We start from the raw sequence: 22,069 nt of genomic DNA, 5'->3' as shown, positions 1-22,069 counted from the left end.
AAAAAGTCCATTCTTTGTCGAATGGACTTTTCTTTTTGATATTCAGATGGCCCAGTCCTCGCTTTGCTGCTGGAGCTCGACCATATGGCGGTACAGGCCGCCCTGTTCCATGAGGGCTTCCGGCGTTCCCTGCTGTGCGACCCGGCCGTTTTCCAGGACGACAACTTTGTCAGCCCCGGCCACGGTGCGCATGCGGTGGGCAATGATGAGCACGGTTTTGTTTTTAACCAGGTTGGAGATGGCCCGCTGGATCTGGGACTCATTTTCGACATCCAGCGAGGCGGTGGCCTCATCCAGGAGGATGACCGGCGCGTCCTTGAGCAGCGCCCGGGCAATGGAGATGCGCTGGCGCTCTCCGCCGGAAAGAACCGATCCATTCTCACCGATTTTGGTCTGATAGCCGTCGGGCATCTTCATGACGAAAGCGTCGCACTGAGCGGCGCGTGCCGCGGCCAGCACTTCCTCGTCGGTGGCGTTCCTCCGTCCAATACGGATATTTTCGAGTACGGTGTTGTTAAAGAGTACCACATCCTGAAAAACAATGGAAAAATTTTTCAGCAGCGTTTCAGGCTCTACAGTGCTGATGTCTGTACCGCCCACGGTAATCCGCCCTTTCTGAATATCCCAGAAACGGGCGGCCAGCTTGGCCGCGGTGCTCTTACCTCCGCCGGAAGGCCCCACCAGAGCAGTTACCTGACCCTGGCAAGCTGTGAAGGATACATCCTCGAGCACGGTTTTCCCACTGTTGTAGGCAAAGCCCACCTGATCAAAGACAATGTCATAGCCCTGGTAGTCTGCCTGCTCGCTGCCCTCCTGGACTGGCTGTTCCTCGATCTCCTTCATGCGTTCCACTGTGAGCATGGTCGCGTAGATGGCCGCCAGGTTAACCAGTGCGCCGGATAAGGGGTCAAAGACACGGGTCGCCGCAATCAAAAATACCAGAAAGGTCAGAAAGTCGGTCTGGCCGCTGACCAGAAGTACTGATCCCACAAGCACCACGGTGGCAATGCCCACACGCAGCAGCATCTGGGAGGTCACTACGAACATGGCAGTATTGAGCTCAGCCTTGATCTGGATTTTCTCATTTCTGCCCAGCAGGTCGTCAAGTTTTTTCAGATAACGGCTTTCCTGATTGTTCGCCTTGATCTCCCTTACAGTTTCGATACATTCCTGTATATTGTCGGCACAGTCCAGCTTTACCTTGTTGTGCTGCCGGCCCACCTTGTTCTGCTGTGCCCGGCTCAGCGCCATGATGAGAAGCACCACAGGCAGCACCCACAATAGCGCCAGTGCCATGCGCCAGTCCATGACGAACAGCCCGGCACCGGCCAGAATGACTGATGCTACTGCCCCGATAAACTCAGGGATATAATGGGAAAAAGCTGTCTCCATAGCGGCGCAGTCGGCCATGATGGTGGTGGTTAAGTCGGACAGATCACGCTTGCCGAAAAAGGATAACGGCAGGCGCCGCAGCTTTTCTGCCAGCCGGATACGCATGTTCGCGCTCTCGGCGTAGGATGCCAGAAAGGTCTTGTTGTACTGGATGTACTCAAAAATAAAGATCAGTGCCAGGACAATCACCGAGCCGACAATATAAAACCACAGGCTTGGCGCCGGAGCATTCCCCCCGATGAGGGGCGAAACCAGCTCTGTCGCGACTAAGTATAAAAGGCCAATGGGCAGCATGAGGATCACATCGGTCAGGGTGCAGGCAAAAACCGCCTTGACCAGATCCCTTGCGCCCTGCTCGCTCAGGGCAAACTTTTTCTGAAAATAAGCAGTCATCAGGCTGCCTCCTTTCCTTTTATCTTCCAGGCTTCTGTGCTCTGGTAGTCCTTCCACATGGCGGCGTAGGCACCGCCCTTTTCAAGCAGCGCTTCATGGGTTCCCTGTTCTGTGATCCTACCGTTTGCCATGACCAGAATGCAGTCGGCATGCCGGACGGTGGTCAGCCTGTGGGCGATCATCAGAACGGTTTTCCCTCTTGTCAGCTCCTCAAAAGCTTTCTGGATCTGGTATTCATTCTCGGGATCGGCAAAAGCAGTGGCCTCATCCAGAAGCACGATGGGCGCGTCTTTCAGAATGGCGCGCGCCAGAGCGATCCGCTGGGCTTCGCCGCCAGACAAATAAAGACCTTTGGTCCCCACAACGGTGTCGATACCCTGGGGCAGCTTTTCAAAAATATCCTCACATCTGGCGGCACGGGCAGCTGCCAGCACAGCCTCTGCCGGCGCGTCGGGCCGGGCACTGCGGATATTTTCGAGCAGGCTGGCCTTCTGAAGCCTTGTGTTCTGGAATACAAAGGATACCTGGTCCATGAGATCGCTGGTAGCGATCTGGCGAACATCCACACCGCCGACGCAGACACGTCCCTCCTGCACATCCCAGAAACGGGGAATCAGGCTGGCCGCTGTCGTCTTGCCGCCGCCGGAGGGGCCGACCATGGCCACAGTGGCGCCTTCTGGAATTTCAAAGCTGACGCCGTCGATGGCTGGGGTATCGCTTCCTGAATAGGTGAAGCGCACCTGATCAAACACGATGCCCGCCCCCTCTGGCTTGACAGGCACTGCCGGTTCTTCAAGAGGCTTTTCAAGGAGTATCGTTTCGATACGCCTTGCCGCGTCGCGGGCCATCAGGGCATTTTCCCCCGAGAACATGATCCTTGTCATCATGACTGTGACGACCGGTGTAAACAGGACATAGAAAATAAAATTCAGCAAAAAGGTTTTGTGGTCCACCGCACTGGCAATCAGCAGGATTCCCGCCGGGATCAGAAAGGCGAAAACGCCGTTGACCGACACGGTAAAGCCGCACATGGGCAAACGGCATTTAAGGGTGTAATCCACTGCCCAGGAGCTATAGCGCTTGATGGCTGCGTGAAAATTCTTAAAGGAATAAACGCTCTGCTGGAAGGTCTTGACCACCGGAATACCCCGCACATACTCCACAGCCTCTGAGTTCATGTCCTCAAGGGCGTTCTGGTACTGCTGCATGGATGTGTTCATGCTGGTCCCCATCATCCGTGACAGGATAATAAAGCCAATGATCATGGGCACCAGACTCACCAGGCCCAGCCGCCAGTCAAAGATGAGCAGAATAGCCAGCATGGCAAAGGGTGTCACAATGGCCCCCGCCAGATCGGGCAGCATGTGGGCCAGAAAGGCCTCGGTCTGCCCTGCGCTCTCGTCTATGATACGGCGGAGCCTGCCGCTGCTGTTCTGGTTAAAATAGCCCAGCGGCAGCCTGACAATGTGGTGCAGCGCCTCGCTGCGCATATTGCGCGCTGTTCTGAAAGCTGCCAGGTGCGAACACATCAGGGCTGCAAAATAAGTAATGATTCCTGCCAGGGCAAAGGCCACGGCCAGCCAGCCATAGTAACTCAGATTCTGAGCCTGCCCCACGTTGGGCAGCACCGCGAAAATTTCCCTCACCACCTGCCAGATGCAGATAAAGGGCATGAGGACCAGAACCGCGCTGACCCCGGATAAAATACAGGCACAGACGGACAGGGCTTTATACTTTCCCGCGTACGAAAACAGCCCCCGCCGGGCCTCTTTTTGTGGTTGCATCATATCACCTCTGTTTCTCTTTTTAGTTAGATATATCTAACTACAGGAAACAGTTTACTCCTAACCGGTCTCTGTCTCTACCCCGGACGGGCGGAATGCTCCATGTGGTCAATTATTTTTCCGGTACTCAAGGGGCAGGACGCCCATCTGTTTTCTGAAGGCGTCGGAGAATTTACTGGGATTCTCATAGCCCACACTGTTGGCGATTTCCAGGACGCTCTTGCCTGTCTCTCTGAGCATCCGGGCCGCCACATGCAGGCGGTACTCTCTGCGCCAGGTATTGATGGGTTTTCCATACACGGCCCGGAAGCAGTTCTTCATGGTGGTCATGCCAATGTCAAAGCGCTTTGACAGATCCTCAAGGGTGATGTTCTGGTCCAGATTTTGGGTGAGGACATCGTGTATCTGCTCCACCACACGCGCCTGGCGGGCCGAAAGGTACCGCCGCCGGCCCCTTTCGCTGTCAAAAGGAGTAATACTCAGAAAGAGCAGCAGCTCCAACACCTTGATTCTGAAATAGCCCTTTTGTATCCGCGGGTCCACATGGTAGAGCTCGTCAAAGATGTGCTCGATCTCCTTGGTGGCCCGCAGTACAAAGCACCCCCCGTTGCCTGAGAGCTTTTGTCTCAGCCTGTCCAGGTCAATTTCGATCCCCTCAAGCACACAGGAAAGGTGCTCCTGGGCATGGGCAATGTCGATAAGAATTTCAATGCCGTTATAATAGCCGAGGGGGAAGCGGGAAGCGTCACAGGGAAAATCCCAGCCTATGATGGCTAAATCCCCTTCGCTGAGGTAGGCAAAGTGATTCTTAAAACGGCATTCGTAGCGACCCTTACGGCAGTGGTTTATTTCGAGGAAATTGGTGCCAGGACGATTGCCGGGCTCGCTGCAACGAAAGGCCTGAAAATCATTGTAATAAAGCTCCACTCCGTCAAAAACCGGATAACAGACCATAATTCCGTCGCCATCACCGCAGTTCATGCGGTAAATGGTTTTTTCATCATCCCGGTGGAGGACTTCAATATAATTACAGTATGGCTGTTCGCACTCAAGCTTCATCATATCACCCGCCTTAGTTAAGTTTATCTAACTTTATTGGTATACATTATAGCACTCAGATGCTTTTATGGCAAGTTAATAAAAAGCAGCAAAAAACCAGGCAAAAATGCCTGGTTTTTTATATTTGCTCATGCGACAGACCCTGTTCAGCAGGAAAAACCGCCGTCGTGGCTTTCCTTGGCCTTATATAAAGCCTTGTCCGCAGCCTTTGAAAGCTCGACATAGGTATCACCGTGTCTGGCAATAACTGCGCCGCCCGACAGGGTGATAGACGGAATATTCATTTTTCTGGCTTCTCGCGCGATGGTGTTGTTTATATCGGCCACGATCCGCCTGGCGACTGCATAATCCTCAGTATTCGACACGAAGATTGCAAACTCATCGCCATGCAGCCGCGAAGCCAGATCCACAACCCGGATACGGCCGATGATCATCTTGGCCGAAAGCTTTATGACCTCATCTCCCATATTGTGGCCGTAATTATCGTTAATCTCTTTAAAATGGTCACCATCCATCATGATCAGAATACCGGTTTCATCCGGCTCCATACTGTCCAGCGTTCTGGTTACCTCCTTCTGGAAGGATCGGTCGTTCATCATGCCAGTCAGCTCGTCGATGGCCGCGGCCTTCTTGGCGGCCGACAGGGCGATCTCGAGCCGCCGCTGGGTCTGGCCCAGCTCGATATAGGCATTTCTAAGCTCGCGGTTTCTCTGCTCCTTGCTAATGCGCCCCAGCAAATAGATCAGCAGTATTTCCACGATCAGCAGGGGAACCAGCCAGACCTCAAGGGTGCCCTTCAGCATTGACGTCACCGGAACAAGCACCAGGCTGCTATATCCGTCTTTCCTGTTCAGGTAAGCGTAATAGCGGCTGCCACCCAGCTTGACAGTAATGGTTTCCTGATCTGTCTCCATCACCTGGGTCAAACTGTCGTTTATCTCCTGCCTGAAGCTGTAAAAGGCAGCGGCCGACTGAATCTTTTCCTCAGCCTTGGCCAGCTCTGCCTCATCCGTGGCGTCAAGGGCTTCTTTTTCCCTCTGCGCCAGTGATAACGCCTGGGCAGTGTCCTCCAGACTGGCGTCGAAGCTGCCGCCCAGATAATCGGTATTGGTGCTTCCAATGACTGTTCCATTCTGATCAAAGATCATAATCTGCTCGTTGTCATATTGAAGCGTGGACGAAACGAGCTTCTGAATGTCGCCCATTTTAATGTCATAGGCAAAAACGGTCTCGCCGTCTGGCTGCAGCTGTGAAATAGTTGTCAGAATATAGTGGTTGGCGTAGCTCATATAAGGCGGTGTAAAAACAATCTCTCCCTTACCCGCTACCGCGTCCTTGTACCAGGGACGCTCAGTGGCCACATAGCCTGTCTCCTCGTAGGCCGAATAGGGCTTGTCCCAGCTGTAGAGATACCGCCCCTGGTAGTACATATACAAGCCGTCAAAGGTTTCGCCCTCAATGGCCAGCAGGGGCGCATCAATGCTTTTCAGGTAATCCCACAAAATATCCGGATTTGGATTGTTCTGAATCTCCCGCCCCATCATCTGCGCAAAGATCATAAAGGACCGCTCATAGCTGTCCATGACCTCATCAAATCCAGCCCCGATCTCCTCTGCGTGAGCTGTCAGCCGCTGGTTGACCGAAACCGACTCCCAAACTGTGATAATCGACAGGGCTATTAGATTAACCGCTAAAAACGTTACCACAAAAATAACTGCTTTTCTTTTCCTGATTTTCTCCCCCATTGCTCCCTCTCCTCAAATGTCCCGACGGGCATCTTGATCCATATATATTTATATTATATATGAAATCATACCATTCAACAATAGGTTATATTCTTAAAAGCTGAATTTTTTGTGTTTAAGTACACATGACAAAAGAACCCGTATCGTGACGATACGGGTTCCCAAGTTTTAAAACGAACATTTTGAAGGAAGGTAAGGCTGTAAAAGCTTTTTCTGGTCTTCCGTAATTTCCGGCGCCTGATATTGATTAATCCGGTTTTCGATCTCCATTTTCACCTTTAATCTGACGTCGTTTTTTTCTGGACTGATATCCTGGGAAACGCCATATTTGCTGAAAATTTTAGTCAAATAATGGTCTTTTCTATATGCTGAAGGCGTTTTTCCCTGAAGGAAGGTGTTCTTTTCCTGGGCTTCTGTCAAACTCGTCATCAGCTTAGGGTCCAGCTTCAAATTCACACCTTTAAGAGCCCGATTGACGTTGCGCATCATTTCCTCATCCAGAATGAGCTTTTCAAAGCTGCCGCAGTACCAGGCAGACATAAGGCCGGGATAGCACCAGACCTCATTGATTTCAGAGGCGTAATACGGCATCAGTGTTGTCAGCATGCTCTCCGCCCCTGCCTGGTAATCCACCTTTGCGGAATCGGACAGTGCTCCGCAGATTGTGCAGCCGATCTGCATATACTTCGCGAATTCGTAAAGCATCCCCTCAATATAGACACATTCCACGGTTCCATAGGCTGGCTGAATGCTGCGCATATCTGTCGCGCCCGAGCAGGAGCAGATGGAGACGTCAATCCCTGGAGAAAGCAGCTGAGCATAAACGATTCCGGCCAGGGAGATGGCAATATCGTGGATCACCAGCCCCAGCAGGCTCGCCGGCCCGGTCAGCCCAGTCAGACTGCAGGGGCAGAGAATGATGTTCTGTTTTTCCTCAATGGCGGCGGTTAAATTATCAAGGCATTCCCAGTCGTAGGCAAGGGGGGACATGGGGCAGATAGACTGCCCCATTACAGGTTCGTCCCACACGTCGTAAAACTCACGGATAAGCCGGATGGATTTACGCGCGCTCTGGTACAGGTTTCCGTCCTTTGAGTTCTGGGCTGTTGCCCTTATCCCAACCGAAGGCCATTTATCGCTGTAGCGAAGGAGCATGGCAATCTGGCCGACGTACAGATCGTCCGCGTCGTTGTCCACAGGGTCGATAACGCAGGGGCTGGCGCACTCATAAAGGTCTGAGGTTTGGGTGAGTTTATACATTTTCACAACATCCTCCACTGTGCCGCTCCGGTACACGCCGGTCTCATCATCCAGAATGGTGGGCACCATACCAAAGGGAGAAGTCGCTGTGATTCTTTTTGGCCCTTGGTTTTCATAATCATATTTGGGAAGGCTTTCCAGACATCTTTCCAGGAGCGCCTTTGGAATAAAGGCCTTGTCGCCTTCGATTTTCGCACCGTTTTTCGCAAGCAGTTCCAGGGCTTTTTTAGTTCCAAAGGTAATGCCGATTTGTTCTAATATTTCAACAACTTTGTCATATATTGTTTCTAAATCCTTTTTTTTGAGAATATGGCTCATTTTCAACTCCTTATAAGTATTCACCAATGTATTTTTGGGAGCGCTCCCTGCCATAAGCCGTAATGACATAGGTCGATTCCAGAAAACCATCGGAACGTTCTATTGTATTTGTAATCTCCACCAGGCCAGTCCCCTTAAGGGACATCAGCTGAGCGTCAATCTCCTTTTCGCTGCACTGTTTTTCGCCTTTGTAATAAGGTGAAATCCGCTCATATACCTGCTGTGGGTTCAGCCCATCAGGGCTGTCGATAATCTGCTTGATAATATTAAAGCGCATGGGCATTGTCGCTGCCATTTTATTTCCTCCTAACTGATATCTCTTAACGAGAGCAGCTCTGACGGTTTTCCCACCACCATAAGCGCTCCGGAGAGTAAAACAATAATTCCAATGATAAAGGTCGCTGTGATGGTGCTTCCGAGGAAAACAACCGATAAGACCGCAGAAACCAGCGTATAAATAATATTCAGCGACATCCCCCTTGACGCGCCACAGACATTGTTACACTTATAATAGTAAAAATATCCGATACCTGCTCCAAATCCCGCGATGGCGATAAACACAAAGGCCATGCTGGGCAGTGTTGAAAACAACAGGCCAAAGGCTTTCAGATTGACACCGCTGGCCACAAAGGGCAGCACAAACAGGAACATGGTTCCCGATGCAAACTGGCGGATGCCAAGGGCGATCTCAGGATCCACAAAATCCATTCCAGCACAGGAGATAATCCCCTCGAGGGACCAGCCCACAGAAGCCAGCACTGCGCAGGCGATTCCAAGATAGAAATTCGGATAAGCGTCCCCTGACGGCGGCGCCCAGCTGACTGTGATGGCACCGGCCACACACAGCAGAATTCCGCACCAGCCGCGGCCCGAAATTTTTTCCTTTAAAAATATCCGTGATAATACCGCTCCGATGGCAGGAAAGGTCGCGCTGATGGCTACCGGATACACTGGCCCTGCAAAGTAAACGCCGAGCGTAAAGCCCGCCATGGCAATGAGCCCTCCGAAGAGTGAGGCCAGCAGAATGAAACGGCCGGGTTTAGTTTTTACGGAGCGGACATACTCCTTTCCCTTCCCATTTTTCAGGTTCGGAATTAAAACCCATATCCCGGATGAAAAGTCCTGAAGACATCCCACGATCATGGGTATGGCGCACAGGCCCAGAACAGCGCCGCTGCTCAAAGGTTCGGTGCCCATCCCCAGTGTTTGAAACATCGGGCTGATACCATACAGAAGCCCTCCCATAAGCCCCCAGAGCAGCCCCCGTTTTGCAATGGAAAGGTTTTTTTGATATAATTTTTCTTTAACGTCCATTTTTCTCCTCCTGTTATTTTGAAAAGCGCTTTCCCAATTTGATATTATCGTGATAATATCAAATGATTGATCTAATATTATCATGATAATATTAGATTGTCAACAAAAAAGAAAATCCTTAAAAACCAGATTCCTTTCTTTTGTTAGATGCCCTCACCTCTGCAAAATCCGACGGCACATATGCCCTCACTTCTGCAAACTGTTTTCCATATTCATCATAGTATTCTTCACAGATTGTTAGCAATGCCTCATTCGAAAAAATTTCCAGAGCATTGCAGACAGCCTCGTCGCCAAAGGACACTTCCAAGGTCATCTTTTTTGTCTCAGCAAGGGACAGGATATCCTCGGTATGCCTTTTATAATAATCACGCGTCTTTTCCGTATTTTTTTGACCGGGCAGAGTGTGCCTGAAAACAATCCGGATCCGCTCAAGGGCGATCCACTCGTCGTCATCGTTGGCATAACGCTTGGACATCTCAAACGCATTGACATTCTCTCTCCCGCCAAAATCCGCCGACAAGATTTCCTCGTCAGATATGTAGGTATTCAGCACATTGGACAGGCTGTAGCTAAGATGATATATTCCGCGTTCCGCCGCTTTTACAAAATACCCTACCCGTGGTCTGGATTCAATATAATTTTCTTCAATAAGGTTTGAGAGCGCCTTACGCAAGGTTACCTTGCTGACATTATACTGGGCGCAGAGACTGTTCTCGCTTTCCAGCTTATACCCTTCTGGATAGATTCCCCGTTCAATTTTCTTTTTAAGATCGTTTTGTACTCCCTTATAAAGCTTTGCTTCCATTACCTGCTCCATTCTGCGGTGAGTTTTACATATTCTGCGTTATAAAAGGTTTCGCAATACCCCACAACGCCAAGCTCGACATCTGTTAAAAGCTGGGACACCGTCAGTATTCCGCTGCCCTCGTCGATTCCAAGCTGCTCTGCCGTTTCACTCCTGGCCCTCTGCGGTGTAATCTTTAAATCGATCTGAACCGAATAAGGCGAGATGCGGTCTGCCAGAATCTCAACAAAATCTCTGGCCTCCAGCTCCTCCTCAATCAGCGGGAAGCCGGGATAGTAAGGAATGTACTTGATGTCATAACCAATGGGCTGCTTTTTTTCATAAAGCACACGCCTAATTCTGAGCACGCGCGTGTTAGGATGAATTTTCAATAGATAAACCAGCTCCTTGGTCGATTCGATCACATCGACATCCACAATGTGTATCTGGTCAATATCTGTGGTCTTAAAGCTGACTTCGTTAAACGTCAGGGTATAGTTGCTGCCGTTTGTTTTTTTTACAAAGTGCCCCTTTCCCTGAACCAGGTAAACCAGGCCGTCGCGCACCAGCATTTCCAGTGATTTCCTGACGGTCAGGCGGCTGACATTGTAGGCTTCGCACAGAGCCGCTTCTGAGGGAATAAGGTCATTGGGCTTCAAAAGCTCCAGATTGATCTTTTCCTTTAGATCATTTGCAATTTTCTCATAAATCGGTATATCCATTATCTGTAACCATTCTCCGCCCACTCGAGGCAGTATTCCAGCCCTCTTCCTGAGTTTTTGACATAAGCGTCGGCGTAGGCCTCGGCTGTCTCCTGATCTTTCTGCATCAGTCCACCGCCGACAATGATCTTCAGCCCATCGCGCAGGCCCGCGTCATTAATCATCTTCAATGTTTTTTTGACCTCCGCTGTGGCGGTTGTCAGCAGGCCGCTGAAGCCTAAGATTTCCGGGCGGGCCTCCCTGATTTTTTCAATAAAGACCTCGGGGAGGACGTCCACCCCCAGATCAATGACGTTAAAGCCATTGACACAGGCCAGACCAATAAAAATATCCTTTCCGATATCATGCAGATCCCCATGGATGGTGCCGATCAGGATAGTTCCCCGGCTGCCGGGAGCTTCCTTTTGGTCTGCCACGCTGCGTTTGTCAAGCTTCATAACCTCTTTGAAGATAATACCGGCCATGATCAGATCGCCGATAAAGTACTCCTCTTTTTCAAACAGCTCTCCCACGTTGTCCATTCCCTGCTGAAGATATTCCGCAATATCGCCCATGGTTACCCCCGCATTGAGGGCTTTTTCCACCAGGCGCAGTGTTTTTTTTTCGTTCAGGTCCGTCACACTTTTTATGATGTTTGTTTTAATTTTTTCTCTGGAAATGTCTGTATTCATTTTAAATCACCTTTACGCCTAGTATAACTGATCGTCCTTAAAAACACAACTCTGAACGCCATTTTACCATCATGCGGCATCCCTTCAATATTTCTTTCAAAAAATAAAAAAAGCCAGACCTGCTGTCTGACATGCTTGTATCCGGATTTCAAAAGTGGTGCCCAGAGGCGGAATCGAACCACCGACACGAGGATTTTCAGTCCTCTGCTCTACCGACTGAGCTATCTGGGCTTATTTTAAAAAGAAAACTGGTGGGCCCTCAGGGACTTGAACCCTGGACCTGCCGGTTATGAGCCGGATGCTCTGACCAACTGAGCTAAAGGCCCGTATAATCGTTCAGATAAAAAAATGGTCGAGGTGAGAGGATTCGAACCTCCGGCCCCATGGTCCCAAACCATGTGCGCTACCAAACTGCGCTACACCTCGAAACAGAACTCTTATATTATATTATCTTTAACTCTTAATGTCAAGCACTTTTTAAAATTTGTTTTTTTAAGCCGTGCTGCCTGCAGCTGTCTCACTTGACGACTTGCTTATTCTAGCACAATTCTTAAGCCTTCGTCAAGCATTTTTTTAACAAAAATTTAAAATAAAAAATCCGACCCGTATCGCCACGATACGGGTCTTAAAATATCTATAGGGATGTCTGTTTTAAATCCAGCAGCTTATGCGCCACAAGCCACCGTTCGGTTTTATTGATGGCCGTCTTGAGCAGCAGCATAATGGGATAAATAAGGAACAGCATGGGCAGCAATACCAGCACCACCTGCCAGTTGGTCGGGTAGAACGGTATTACTGCAAAGAAAGTCGGGAAGAACAGCACAGCGCCCACATAGGCGATGGTCATTGCCCAAAACAGGATGGTCCGCTGGACATTGAGGGGCTGGCAGACACCGTAAAGGATAATGAGCCCGGTGACGCCAGTCAGCAGGCAGGCCATGGTGGACAGTTCGCTGACGCTGAAATCCAGTATATTCCCGATAATCATAACCACGACAATATTCACCACGATGGTCAGCGCACCCGGCAGAGCCTTTCTGAGTACAGTCTCCAGAAAATTGCCGGAGAGCCGGTTTTTATTGGGCTCAAGGGCCAGGAAGAAGGACGGGACCCCTATGGTTACTGTGCTGATAAGGGTGAGCTGGATGGGAATAAAAGGATAAGCCTCACTGGCCACAATCACAACGATGGCCAGCAGGAAGGAGTAAATGGTCTTAACCAGGAACAATGATGCCGCGCGGCTGATATTGTTGATGACACGCCGGCCTTCCATGAGCACCTTGGTCAGGCTGGAGAAATTGGAATCCAGCAAAACCAGCTGTGATACCTGGCGGGCAGCGTCGCTCCCCGCGGCCATGGCAATGCTGCAATCCGCATCGCGCAGGGCCAGCACATCATTGACACCGTCACCGGTCATGGCCACTGTATGCCCCGCGGCCTTTAACGCATTGACAAGCACACGCTTCTGACCAGGGGTAACGCGCCCGAAAACCGTATACTTGAGGGCGGCCTCCGCCACCGCCTCGTCCGTCTCGAGGGTGGTGGCATCCACACAGTTCTTGGCGTCCATCAGGCCAGCCCGGCAGGCGACCTCCGACACGGTGAGGGGGTTATCCCCAGAGATTACCTTGATGGCAACACCCTGTCCCGCAAAATATTCCAGAGTTTTTTTGGCTTCCTTCCGGATTTTGTCTCCGAGCAGCAGGAACGCGATGACCTGCACATTACCGGGCAGGCCGCTGTCACCTGTAAAAGGGCTTTCGGAATGGACGAGCACCAGCACACGGTTTCCCTCCGCGGCATAGCCCTCAACCTTGTCGCGATAGGCATTGTAACCATCTTTCAGTACAAATTCCGGGGCGCCGATAACATAGGTGCCCTGGCCCTCAAAGCTGACGCCGCTCCACTTGCGGGCCGAGGAAAAGGGGACGGTCTTCACTGCGCGCCATTTGGGGGCTTCGCCGTTAAAGCTGTCCTTCAGGGCCTGAAAGGTAGAGTTATCGTCGGTCAAAGTGGCCACCATGGCGCGCAAGGCCTTGGCCGGGTCTTTAGCGTTATTGACCAGGTCGATGGATTTAACTTCCATGCTCCCCTCGGTGATGGTGCCGGTTTTATCCAGACAGAGCACATCGACACGGGCCAGAGTCTCGATGCAGTACAGCTCCTGAACCAAGGTCTTGTAATGCCCGAGGCGGATAACGCCCACTGCCAGGGCCACACTTGTCAGAAGCACAAGCCCCTCGGGAATCATACCGATCAGGGCGGCCACAGTGGTGACAATGGCATGATTAATGCCCAAGTTCAGGCCGAAAATCTGCCGTAGCAGAAGCAGCACACCGATGGGCACAATGGTGATACCGATAACTTTCATGATCAGATTTAGCGCACGCATGATTTCTGAATTGGGCTTGCGCATCTGTTTGGCCTGGGCGGCAATTTTGGTGGCATAGTTATCTTCGCCCACCTTATCCACCTGCACATAGGCCTGCCCGGCCACCACAAAGCTGCCGGACAGAAGGGTATCGCCCGCCTTTTTGACAATGGCGTCGGATTCGCCTGTCAGCAGGGATTCATTGACCTCAATTTCACCGCTCAGCACTGTAGAATCCGATGGAATCTGTTTTCCGGAGCTCAGGATAAGAATATCCCCGAGGACAATCTCCTCCACTGTGATCTCCTTCTCCTTCCCCTCCCGCAGTACCCGGACATGGGGCTGGGAAATGAGCGAGAGCTTGTCAATCGTGCGTTTAGCCTTGACCTCCTGGATAATACCGATGACGGTATTGATGATCACAATATTGATAAACAGCGCATTTTTATAGGACCCAACCGCAATTACAAGAACCGCCAGCACAATATTGAGTAAATTAAAAAGGGTCAGCGTATTGTCCTTTACGATCTGGCCCACGGTTTTTGTCTGGGATTCAGGCTGCTGATTATTGAGACCCTTTTCTCGAAGCTCAGCTACCTGCTGTTCGGTGAGACCGGTAGCTGACGATGGGTTAAAGGCGTTCATTTCCATTGCGAACCTCTCTTGTTTTGTATTAAGTTAATAGTAACACCCTTTTCTTAAAAGAAAGACAGTTTATAGAGCGCCAGTGCAAATAAAAAACCGCTGAGCCTGTCTCGCAGGCTGAGCGGTATTTTATTATTGTAATTTTTCCCGGACGATCTGATTAACCAATTTTCCGTCGGCCAGTCCTTTGACCTTCGGCATTAACGCACCCATAATTTTGCCCATGTCCTTTGCACTTTCAGCTCCGGTTTCTTTGATGGTTTCGTCAACAATCGCTTCAATTTCTTCTTGAGTTAATTGTTTAGGAAGGTAAGCTTCGATGACTCGCATCTCTGCTTCTGTTTGCGCGATTAGATCATCTCGTTCGGCTTTTTTAAATTCGTCTAAGGCATCCCGACGCTGTTTCATTTGCTTGGCGATGATTTCCTGAATCTCAGCATCGCCCAGCTCAACTTTATTGTCCTTTTCGACCTGAAGAATAGCGGCACGAATCATCGTTACCGTTGATTTTTTAACCGTATCCTTGGCCTTCATGGAAGCCTTTAAGTCAGCTAGCAGTTGTTCCTTTAATGCCAACTAATGCCACATCCTATCTTTTTTTCATTTTTCTTTTTCTGGCAGCTTCTGATTTTCTTTTTCTTTTTACACTTGGTTTTTCATAGTGTTCTCTTTTGCGAATCTCAGACATAACACCTGCCATTGCAGTTTTTCTTTTGAATCTGCGTAATGCGCTTTCAAGTGTTTCATTTTCTTTGATTTTTACTTCAGACATTCTTAACCCCCCCTCTAATCCATAACTTTATTTACGGAACTTTTTTTGACATGGTATGAGCTAACTTATATTATATTTAAAAACTTTTTAATTGTCAATCCAAAAGTGGGGATTAATCGGGGTTTTTTGTATCTATTTTTTCATAAGAAAAAGCCAGGCTGTCCTGTGGCAGTAAAAAACTTTATAAAAGCCTTTCGATGTCCTTTTCAAGCGCTGCAGGCTCTACCATCGATTCGTACCTGGCAACCACATTGCCGTCTCGGTCGACGAGAAACTTGGTAAAGTTCCACTTAATATCACTCTTCTGCGCGTAATCCGGATCGTCCTTGGACAGGCGTTCGTCAAAGGCCTTGCCCTTTTCGGTGTTTAGGTCAAACCCTCTGAAGCCCTGCTGTTCCTTAAGAAAAACGAAAAGCGGCTCGGCGTTGTCGCCGTTTACCTCGATCTTTGCCATCATCGGGAAGGATACGCCGTAGGTAAGGCGGCAGAAGTTTTCGATCTCTTCATTACTGCCCGGATCCTGGTTGCCGAACTGAGTGCAGGGGAAGCCCAGGATCATAAGTCCCTGGTCCTTATACTTTTCATAAAGGGCTTCGAGACCGTCAAACTGCGGGGTAAAGCCACATTTGCTGGCGGTATTGACCACTAACAGCACCTTGCCCTCGTAATCCTTGAGTTCCTGCTTTCCGCCATCCATTTTTTCAACACTAAAGTCATATATATTTTTCATAAAAAATCACTCCTTTTTATCTGAATATTTCTTATTTACTGTTTATATACCCAAATACGGGCATAAAAAAAGAGCCTGTCCCAAAAACAAGCTCTGTTAAGTGATTTCTGTTATTCATATTCACCCTCTGTGGCGGCCTAAGAGAAAGACCACAAGGCCAAGCAGATGAGGGAGCTTATTACAGATCCGCGCAGGACTGCACCGCAGCAATACGGGCTTTGTTGACAGCCGTATTAACCTGGCGGCCACTGCATGCTTCTGCCGCCCAGCAGATGGTAATGCAGATGCGGCACGGTCTGTCCGCCGTCTGCACCGCAGTTATTCACCAGTCTGAAACCGCTGTCCGCGATTCCCAGTTTGAGCACCAAACGGTTGGCGACGGTATGGATGTGGCTGATGATGTCATCCCCCGCCGGAACGGATAAAATGGATTCGTAATGTTCCTTGGGAATGATGACCACATGCACTGGCGCCTGGGGGTCGATGTCGTTAAAGGCAAGGACCTGATCATCTTCATACACAACCGTCGATGGGATTTCGCCGTTTATGATTTTACAAAAGATACAATCTTCAGACATAATCTTTCTCCCTTCTAATTCAGGAGCCCCGTCATATGGAACTCTGACTCTTTATATAATAACTCAGTTTCAATAATTTTGCCATTAATTTTTTCGATTGTTTTAAGAACCACAGGAATATAGTTGTCGGTGTGGCCCTCATAGACCCCTTCCCCTTTTGTGCGCTCATAGAGCACAGGAGCGGTTCTGCCCGCGTTGGCCGCGAGGAAGTCCTGCTCGCAGGCCCTGGCCCTCTGGGTCAGGCGGTGGCTTCTCTCAGTCTTGATATCCTCTGGCACCTGGCCGGGGAAGGCCTCAGCCTTTGTGCCTTTGCGCCTTGAATATTTAAAGACATGCACCTGGTAAAAATGAATCTGCTCCACAAAGGCGAGGGTCCTCTCAAATTCCTCCTCCGTTTCACCGGGGAAACCAACCATAATATCGGTGGTGATGGCCGGATAATCGAAGACGCGGCGCACCCGCTCTACAATCTGCGCGTACTGGGCGGTGGTGTATTTTCGGCCCATACGGCTTAAAACCGTATCACAGCCGCTCTGCAGCGACAGGTGAAAATGGGGGCAGAAGGCCTTAATTTCAGCCAGCCCCCTCACAAAGTCTTCGGTGAGCAGCAGGGGTTCGAGGGAACCGAGGCGGATACGTTTCACCCCGTCAATCTCACTGACGGCGCGGATCAGGCTCAGAAGGTCCACACCGTCCTCCAGGTCCACGCCGTAGGAGGCAATGTGGATACCGGTGAGCACGATCTCCGCGTAGCCGCGCGCCACCACCCGCTTCACCTCATTCAGAACAGCGTCCACCGGACGGCTGCGAACCGGTCCCCTGGCAAATGGGACAATGCAGTAGGTGCAGAACTGGTTACAGCCCTCCTGAACCTTTAAAAAGGCCCGGGTCTTTCCTTTAGTTTCAGTGATGTTCAAATCCTCATAGTGGCGCTCCCGCATAATATCGGAAACAAAATTGTTCTGTGTCTTATCCTTTCGGTAGGCCTCAATGTCGTCCACGATATCGGCCCGGTTTTTGGTACCGATGATCAGGTCCACCTCCTCGATGGCCTGAACCTCATCGGGGGCTACCTGTACATAGCAGCCCACCGCAACGATCACCGCGTCCGGGTTCATGCGTCTGGCCTTGCGCATCATATTGCGGGACTTCCGGTCACCCAGATGGGTGACGGTGCAGGTGTTGACCACATACACGTCAGCATACTCGGCGAACCCGACAATGCGGTAGCCCGCCTTTTCAAAAATTTCCATCATGGCCTCAGTGTCGTAGGAATTCACCTTACAGCCAAGGGTATGGAAAGCGACAGTCTTGTTGTTCATCTATGTTAAAGCTCCAGTCGTTATTCTAACTTGTGATTTTCAGTCTTCGTAAAAAAAGTTCAGCTGCGCCAGAAGCACCACGCCCGCGGTCTCGGTGCGCAGTATCCGGCGTCCAAGGCTCACGGAATAACCGCCGGCCTCCTCGATCATGGCAACCTCTTCGGGGGCAAAGCCGCCCTCAGGGCCGACGATGACCGCGATTCTTTCCGGATCAAACTCCAGTGAGGAGATCACGCTCTTCAGGCTGTTTTTTTCCTCGCCCTCGTAAGCGATGAGCACCAGGTCATAATTATCCAGCGTGTCCGCCACCGCGGACAGGGTGGTTGCCTCCGCCACATGGGGGACGACGCCGCGTTTGGACTGCTTGGCGGCCTCGTAGGCAACGCGCTGCCAGCGGCGGGTCTTTTTTTCTTCCTTATCACCCAGCTTTACCACGGTGCGCACCGAAGTAAAGGGTACGATGGAGGCTGCCCCGGCCTCAACACATTTTTGAATGACAGACTCCATCTTCTGCCCCTTGGGCACGCCCTGAAACAGGGTTACCCGCAGGCCGTCCGTCTCGCCGCGGGATGGGCGGCTTTCCAGAATACGCCCGGTAAGGCTGTCTTTTCCCACAGTCTCCACCGTCACGATATGGTCAGTGCCGCGGCCGTCGCAGACCTCGATGGCCTCATCGTCTCTCAGGCGCAGCACCCTGGTAATATGCTTGAAATCCTCCCCATCAATGGTGACCTGCCCGTCTTCGATCTGCCCCGGGGATACAAAAAAACGATGCATACCGCAAAACTCCTTTATGCCTTAATCCGGGCGACAACACTGTTCCACTCGCCCATCTGCTCAATGTTCAAAATCTCGAAGTCCTCGTCGTTCAGGGTCTTTAAAACCGCTTCCAGCCGGTCGCCTATAATGCCGGAGGAGATAAACACACCCGCTTCCTTTAAATAGGGCTTAATGATCTGGGCCAGCTCAATAATAGCCTCTGCCAGGATGTTCGCCACAATGATCTCTGCCTTTTCGTCCTCTGCGATGACGTCCAGAAGATTGCCCTCGCGGATTTCAATTTTATCTTCCATATTATTAAGCGCGATATTTTCCCTGGCCACCTTAACCGCCACGGGGTCAAAATCCACGCCAATAACGTGCTTACAGCCCAGTTCTCCGGCGATGATTGAGAGAATGCCTGTACCGCAGCCGATGTCAAGCACCATATCGTCAGGCTTGATGTATTCCTCAAGCTTGGTCACACAGAGCTGGGTAGTCTCATGGGTGCCGGTGCCGAAGGCCATGCCCGGATCCATGTTGACGACGATCTCGTCCGCCTCGGGCGTATAGTCCTCCCAGGTGGGCTTAATGATAATGCTCTTGCCGACACGGGTGGGCTTGTAATATTTCTTCCATGAGTTGGCCCAGTCGTCCTCCTCCACCTCGGTGATGGAAAGCTCACACTCACCAGGATTCAGACCGCAGGCAGGCAGTCTTTTAATGCCGGTCAGCAGCTGGTGGATGCATTCGTCACAGTCCAGCTTTTCATTGAAGTAGCCGCGCACAATGGACACATCCGGGTCCATGTTCAGGATACGCTCATCAATGTAGTTGATGGTGGGGTCTTCCTGGATCATCATCAGGTTTTCACCAGATTCGATGACAACACCCTTAGCGCCGACCTCATAAAACAGGTTGACGATTGCCTCCTCTGCTTCCAGCGTCGTCGTGATTTGAACTTCTAACCAAGTCATGTATTACCTCCCAAGTCCTTATTTATCTAAGAATTATTATAATATGCTTCCTCCAAAGAATCTACCATAAGATTTTATTTTAACCGAATTTCCTTTAGAATGGAAGTAAAAATTTAAGAATATGGCGCAAAAGGCCCTCCTGGCTGTTCAATAAAACCCGCACTATTTTGCCCGTTGTAAGTAAAATATCGTTTCAACCTGTAACGGTATTCAGATTAATGCTATAATAAGATTACTATTTATACCCAACAGAAGGAGAGATCGACCATGTCAGAAGAGAAAAAAACACCCCGATCGATACAGGAATACGTTCCTGGCAAACAGGTCACTTTAGCGCATATTATCGCCAAACCAAAAAGCGATGTCTATATTAAATTAGGGCTCGATGACGAAAACTGCGACGCCATCGGCATTTTAACCATTACTCCCAGCGAGGCTGCCATTATCTCGGCCGACGCTGGCACCAAGGCTGCTCCGGTAGAGATCGGCTTCCTTGACCGTTTCAGCGGTTCCCTTGTCATCACAGGGCGTGTCAGTGATGTCAAAGCCGCCGTACAGGAAATTTTAAACACCCTGCATTCCGTTTTGGGCTTCGATATTCCCAAAATCACCTATTCTTAAAAAATGGCGAGTAACCGAAACCGTGTGGCGCTGGTCGGCAAGATCGGCTGCGGCAAAACAACCCTGATGCAGCGCCTTACCCAGCAGGAAATCCACTACGCCAAAACCCAGCAGGTCACCTATACCGAGGATTTTATTGATACACCCGGTGAATTTATTGAGATGCCCTTCTTTTGCAGGCAGGCCATCAATGTGTCCTGCGACGCCGGGCTGGTCATTGTGGTAATCTCCAGCGTCGACACCCAGAATACCATTCCGCCCAATTTTGTTTTTACTTTTAACATTCCGGCCATCGGCGTCATCACCAAGATTGACCGTGAGGACGCTGATATGAAAAGAAGCTACCGCTTTATGGACTTTGCCGGTGTGAACAAGAAGAAAATCTATGAGGTCAGCGCCATTACCGGCGAGGGCATTGAGGCGCTTGAGGAAGCCATTCACAGCTATATGGACAAGCACCGGAGTAAAAAATAAAACAGAAAAACATCTTTCAAAGGGTATCGTGGCGGTACCCTTTGATTCGATTACCTCTATAAAAGGAAGTGATGATATGTCCCAGGAAGCAATCCCCTACTGGACCGACGACTATCTGACCGAGGATCAGGTAGCCGCCTATCTGAAAGATAAAGACCTTTATCCGCAGGATGCCGAGCTCGTGGTGGAGGATCTCCACGCTATCAAGGAAAGCATTGACGGATATGTAAACCTTATATACCATATTTATGACCAAAACGGCAAATCCATGGTGCTCAAGCAGATTGTGGGCGAGCCCAGGAGCAAGATGGACGAAGCCGCCGGCAGCAAAAACAGCAAATACATGCATGACTGGAGTCTGGATATCGGGCGGCTCCGCTCCGAAATCTCAGTTCTGATTTTCTGGGATTCGGTGTACCCGGGCATCTGCCCCAAAATCTACCTTTTCGACGAGCCCCGCGGCATCATCGTCATGGAAGACCTGACCGACCACAGCCTGCTGCGCTATGAGCATTGCCGTATGAAGGAGCACCCCGAATTTCCGGAAAAGATCGGCCGCTTTATGGCCCGGAACCTTTTCTACTCCTCAGACCTGCACCTGACCCGCTACAAAAAACAGGAGCTCGAAAAGTTTTTTGAGAATCCGGAATACACTGCTCTCGATTTCTTTTTGTTTGCCGACTGCACCATCGTATCCGACAACCGGTACATGCCCGAGGCCACCTGGCCCCTGCGCAAGGCCATCATCGAAAACGAAAAGATTCAGGGCATGATACGCCAGATGCGCCACCAGTTCCTGACCGACAAAGAGTGCCTGATCCACACCGATCTGCACGCCTCCAATATTATGATTAACGACCAAAGCATGAAGATCATCGATACTGAGTTCGCGGGCTTCGGGCCAATCGCTCAAGACTGGGGACGGCTCATTGCCAGTTTCTGTCTCAATTTCTTCTCCTGGTACGGCGACCATGACCATACCGAGGGCGAGAAGGCTGTTTTCAGGGCTTACCTGCTGGATGCCATCAACACCATGTACCAGTGCTTTGAGGAAGAATTCCGGGCATTGTGCAGCAAAAACCGGAGCGACAGCTACCGTCTCCGCAGCCTGGACGTGGATGCCTACCTGCTGTCCCATTTTCAGGATACGCTGCTGTACACCGCACTCAACGCCGCCTCCCGCATCGGCGACCGCGGCATCTGCTACGATCTCGAGCGGCTGAAAACACCAGACCGCATTTACCCTGAGCAGCTGGTGCTGCTCATGACCATTGAGCTGTTTTTAAACCGCGGCGCTTACAGAAAAATCACCGACCTGACCGACTACCTGCGGGGAATGGCAGGAAAGCACCCGGCCGAAGCCTTTAAGGAGGCATAA

General features: G+C 50.6%; 21 protein-coding genes and 3 tRNA genes. 3 read left to right on the top strand and 21 right to left on the bottom strand.

Going from position 1 to position 22,069, the window contains the following annotated elements; translation table 11 throughout:
* Positions 1–42: 42 nt before the first annotated feature.
* From CPZ25_RS17385 to prmA, 21 genes are all read right to left on the bottom strand, one after another.
* Positions 43–1,785, bottom strand: coding sequence for an ABC transporter ATP-binding protein (locus CPZ25_RS17385; RefSeq protein WP_096920057.1), 1,743 nt, complete (start codon positions 1,783–1,785; stop codon positions 43–45).
* Positions 1,785–3,572: an ABC transporter ATP-binding protein gene (locus tag CPZ25_RS17380; protein ID WP_207670830.1), complete on the bottom strand. Its 1,788-nt coding sequence runs from the start codon at positions 3,570–3,572 to the stop codon at positions 1,785–1,787. Before CPZ25_RS17380 ends, CPZ25_RS17385 begins: the two co-directional genes overlap by 1 nt.
* A gap of 105 nt (positions 3,573–3,677) precedes the next feature.
* A complete protein-coding gene (locus CPZ25_RS17375; protein WP_083337128.1) occupies positions 3,678–4,631 on the bottom strand; it encodes a helix-turn-helix domain-containing protein in 954 nt (317 codons plus the stop codon).
* A 143-nt stretch (positions 4,632–4,774) separates the two neighbouring features.
* Entirely contained in the window at positions 4,775–6,373 is a 1,599-nt protein-coding gene (locus CPZ25_RS17370; protein WP_096920059.1) for a sensor domain-containing diguanylate cyclase, read from the bottom strand.
* A gap of 168 nt (positions 6,374–6,541) precedes the next feature.
* Positions 6,542–7,951: a trimethylamine methyltransferase family protein gene (locus CPZ25_RS17365; RefSeq protein ID WP_167495265.1), complete on the bottom strand. Its 1,410-nt coding sequence runs from the start codon at positions 7,949–7,951 to the stop codon at positions 6,542–6,544.
* Between the two features lie 10 nt (positions 7,952–7,961).
* The gene (locus tag CPZ25_RS17360; protein WP_096920061.1) at positions 7,962–8,246 is read right to left on the bottom strand and encodes a hypothetical protein; all 285 of its coding nucleotides are present in this window, start codon (positions 8,244–8,246) and stop codon (positions 7,962–7,964) included.
* Positions 8,247–8,257: 11 nt separating this feature from the next.
* Complete coding sequence (locus tag CPZ25_RS17355; RefSeq protein ID WP_058695635.1) at positions 8,258–9,265, bottom strand: DMT family transporter; 1,008 nt, start codon at positions 9,263–9,265, stop codon at positions 8,258–8,260.
* Positions 9,266–9,383: 118 nt separating this feature from the next.
* Positions 9,384–10,070: a GntR family transcriptional regulator gene (locus CPZ25_RS17350; RefSeq protein WP_058695636.1), complete on the bottom strand. Its 687-nt coding sequence runs from the start codon at positions 10,068–10,070 to the stop codon at positions 9,384–9,386.
* A complete protein-coding gene (locus CPZ25_RS17345) occupies positions 10,070–10,771 on the bottom strand; it encodes a GntR family transcriptional regulator (protein WP_058695637.1) in 702 nt (233 codons plus the stop codon). Before CPZ25_RS17345 ends, CPZ25_RS17350 begins: the two co-directional genes overlap by 1 nt.
* Positions 10,771–11,442 (bottom strand): cobalamin B12-binding domain-containing protein, encoded by a 672-nt coding sequence (locus tag CPZ25_RS17340; protein ID WP_058695638.1) that lies wholly within the window; start codon positions 11,440–11,442, stop codon positions 10,771–10,773. Before CPZ25_RS17340 ends, CPZ25_RS17345 begins: the two co-directional genes overlap by 1 nt.
* A 155-nt stretch (positions 11,443–11,597) precedes the next feature.
* Positions 11,598–11,673: transfer RNA gene (locus CPZ25_RS17335), tRNA-Phe, on the bottom strand.
* An 18-nt stretch (positions 11,674–11,691) separates the two neighbouring features.
* A tRNA-Ile gene (locus tag CPZ25_RS17330) sits at positions 11,692–11,768 on the bottom strand.
* A 23-nt stretch (positions 11,769–11,791) separates the two neighbouring features.
* Positions 11,792–11,868 (bottom strand) — tRNA-Pro (locus CPZ25_RS17325).
* 208 nt (positions 11,869–12,076) lie between these two features.
* Complete coding sequence (locus CPZ25_RS17320) at positions 12,077–14,464, bottom strand: cation-translocating P-type ATPase (RefSeq protein ID WP_074617685.1); 2,388 nt, start codon at positions 14,462–14,464, stop codon at positions 12,077–12,079.
* Between the two features lie 126 nt (positions 14,465–14,590).
* Positions 14,591–15,034 (bottom strand): GatB/YqeY domain-containing protein, encoded by a 444-nt coding sequence (locus CPZ25_RS17315; protein ID WP_013379248.1) that lies wholly within the window; start codon positions 15,032–15,034, stop codon positions 14,591–14,593.
* Between the two features lie 13 nt (positions 15,035–15,047).
* Positions 15,048–15,230 carry a 30S ribosomal protein S21 gene (gene rpsU, locus CPZ25_RS17310; protein ID WP_013379247.1) on the bottom strand — a complete coding sequence of 61 codons (183 nt, stop codon included), beginning with the start codon at positions 15,228–15,230 and terminating at the stop codon, positions 15,048–15,050.
* A 181-nt stretch (positions 15,231–15,411) separates the two neighbouring features.
* A complete protein-coding gene (locus CPZ25_RS17305; protein ID WP_058695640.1) occupies positions 15,412–15,960 on the bottom strand; it encodes a glutathione peroxidase in 549 nt (182 codons plus the stop codon).
* A 233-nt stretch (positions 15,961–16,193) separates the two neighbouring features.
* The gene (locus CPZ25_RS17300; protein ID WP_058695641.1) at positions 16,194–16,538 is read right to left on the bottom strand and encodes a histidine triad nucleotide-binding protein; all 345 of its coding nucleotides are present in this window, start codon (positions 16,536–16,538) and stop codon (positions 16,194–16,196) included.
* A gap of 14 nt (positions 16,539–16,552) precedes the next feature.
* Positions 16,553–17,860, bottom strand: coding sequence for a tRNA (N(6)-L-threonylcarbamoyladenosine(37)-C(2))-methylthiotransferase MtaB (mtaB, locus tag CPZ25_RS17295; RefSeq protein WP_096920062.1), 1,308 nt, complete (start codon positions 17,858–17,860; stop codon positions 16,553–16,555).
* A gap of 39 nt (positions 17,861–17,899) precedes the next feature.
* Positions 17,900–18,637: a 16S rRNA (uracil(1498)-N(3))-methyltransferase gene (locus CPZ25_RS17290; RefSeq protein WP_096920063.1), complete on the bottom strand. Its 738-nt coding sequence runs from the start codon at positions 18,635–18,637 to the stop codon at positions 17,900–17,902.
* 14 nt (positions 18,638–18,651) lie between these two features.
* The gene (gene prmA / locus CPZ25_RS17285) at positions 18,652–19,596 is read right to left on the bottom strand and encodes a 50S ribosomal protein L11 methyltransferase (RefSeq protein ID WP_058695643.1); all 945 of its coding nucleotides are present in this window, start codon (positions 19,594–19,596) and stop codon (positions 18,652–18,654) included.
* Between the two features lie 267 nt (positions 19,597–19,863).
* Between prmA and CPZ25_RS17280 the strand changes: the two genes are divergently transcribed.
* From CPZ25_RS17280 to CPZ25_RS17270, 3 genes are all read left to right on the top strand, one after another.
* Positions 19,864–20,217 carry a BMC domain-containing protein gene (locus CPZ25_RS17280; protein ID WP_013379239.1) on the top strand — a complete coding sequence of 118 codons (354 nt, stop codon included), beginning with the start codon at positions 19,864–19,866 and terminating at the stop codon, positions 20,215–20,217.
* A 3-nt stretch (positions 20,218–20,220) separates the two neighbouring features.
* Positions 20,221–20,691 (top strand): EutP/PduV family microcompartment system protein, encoded by a 471-nt coding sequence (locus CPZ25_RS17275; protein WP_074617682.1) that lies wholly within the window; start codon positions 20,221–20,223, stop codon positions 20,689–20,691.
* Between the two features lie 76 nt (positions 20,692–20,767).
* Entirely contained in the window at positions 20,768–22,069 is a 1,302-nt protein-coding gene (locus CPZ25_RS17270) for an S-methyl-5-thioribose kinase (protein WP_058695645.1), read from the top strand.

This window comes from Eubacterium maltosivorans (assembly GCF_002441855.2).
Taxonomy (GTDB): domain Bacteria; phylum Bacillota; class Clostridia; order Eubacteriales; family Eubacteriaceae; genus Eubacterium; species Eubacterium maltosivorans.
Note: the sequence above shows the minus strand (reverse complement) of the source record. Positions and strands in the feature narration are given on the sequence as shown.

What these genes read in the sequence shown, in the direction of transcription:
- CPZ25_RS17385 (WP_096920057.1), bottom strand. Translation starts at nt 1,785, where the DNA reads ATGACTGCTTATTTTCAGAAAAAGTTTGCCCTGAGCGAGCAGGGCGCA.
- CPZ25_RS17380 (WP_207670830.1), bottom strand. Translation starts at nt 3,572, where the DNA reads ATGATGCAACCACAAAAAGAGGCCCGGCGGGGGCTGTTTTCGTACGCG.
- CPZ25_RS17375 (WP_083337128.1), bottom strand. Translation starts at nt 4,631, where the DNA reads ATGATGAAGCTTGAGTGCGAACAGCCATACTGTAATTATATTGAAGTC.
- CPZ25_RS17370 (WP_096920059.1), bottom strand. Translation starts at nt 6,373, where the DNA reads ATGGGGGAGAAAATCAGGAAAAGAAAAGCAGTTATTTTTGTGGTAACG.
- CPZ25_RS17365 (WP_167495265.1), bottom strand. Translation starts at nt 7,951, where the DNA reads ATGAGCCATATTCTCAAAAAAAAGGATTTAGAAACAATATATGACAAA.
- CPZ25_RS17360 (WP_096920061.1), bottom strand. Translation starts at nt 8,246, where the DNA reads ATGGCAGCGACAATGCCCATGCGCTTTAATATTATCAAGCAGATTATC.
- CPZ25_RS17355 (WP_058695635.1), bottom strand. Translation starts at nt 9,265, where the DNA reads ATGGACGTTAAAGAAAAATTATATCAAAAAAACCTTTCCATTGCAAAA.
- CPZ25_RS17350 (WP_058695636.1), bottom strand. Translation starts at nt 10,070, where the DNA reads ATGGAAGCAAAGCTTTATAAGGGAGTACAAAACGATCTTAAAAAGAAA.
- CPZ25_RS17345 (WP_058695637.1), bottom strand. Translation starts at nt 10,771, where the DNA reads ATGGATATACCGATTTATGAGAAAATTGCAAATGATCTAAAGGAAAAG.
- CPZ25_RS17340 (WP_058695638.1), bottom strand. Translation starts at nt 11,442, where the DNA reads ATGAATACAGACATTTCCAGAGAAAAAATTAAAACAAACATCATAAAA.
- CPZ25_RS17320 (WP_074617685.1), bottom strand. Translation starts at nt 14,464, where the DNA reads ATGGAAATGAACGCCTTTAACCCATCGTCAGCTACCGGTCTCACCGAA.
- rpsU (WP_013379247.1), bottom strand. Translation starts at nt 15,230, where the DNA reads ATGTCTGAAGTAAAAATCAAAGAAAATGAAACACTTGAAAGCGCATTA.
- CPZ25_RS17305 (WP_058695640.1), bottom strand. Translation starts at nt 15,960, where the DNA reads ATGAAAAATATATATGACTTTAGTGTTGAAAAAATGGATGGCGGAAAG.
- CPZ25_RS17300 (WP_058695641.1), bottom strand. Translation starts at nt 16,538, where the DNA reads ATGTCTGAAGATTGTATCTTTTGTAAAATCATAAACGGCGAAATCCCA.
- mtaB (WP_096920062.1), bottom strand. Translation starts at nt 17,860, where the DNA reads ATGAACAACAAGACTGTCGCTTTCCATACCCTTGGCTGTAAGGTGAAT.
- CPZ25_RS17290 (WP_096920063.1), bottom strand. Translation starts at nt 18,637, where the DNA reads ATGCATCGTTTTTTTGTATCCCCGGGGCAGATCGAAGACGGGCAGGTC.
- prmA (WP_058695643.1), bottom strand. Translation starts at nt 19,596, where the DNA reads ATGACTTGGTTAGAAGTTCAAATCACGACGACGCTGGAAGCAGAGGAG.
- CPZ25_RS17280 (WP_013379239.1), top strand. Translation starts at nt 19,864, where the DNA reads ATGTCAGAAGAGAAAAAAACACCCCGATCGATACAGGAATACGTTCCT.
- CPZ25_RS17275 (WP_074617682.1), top strand. Translation starts at nt 20,221, where the DNA reads ATGGCGAGTAACCGAAACCGTGTGGCGCTGGTCGGCAAGATCGGCTGC.
- CPZ25_RS17270 (WP_058695645.1), top strand. Translation starts at nt 20,768, where the DNA reads ATGTCCCAGGAAGCAATCCCCTACTGGACCGACGACTATCTGACCGAG.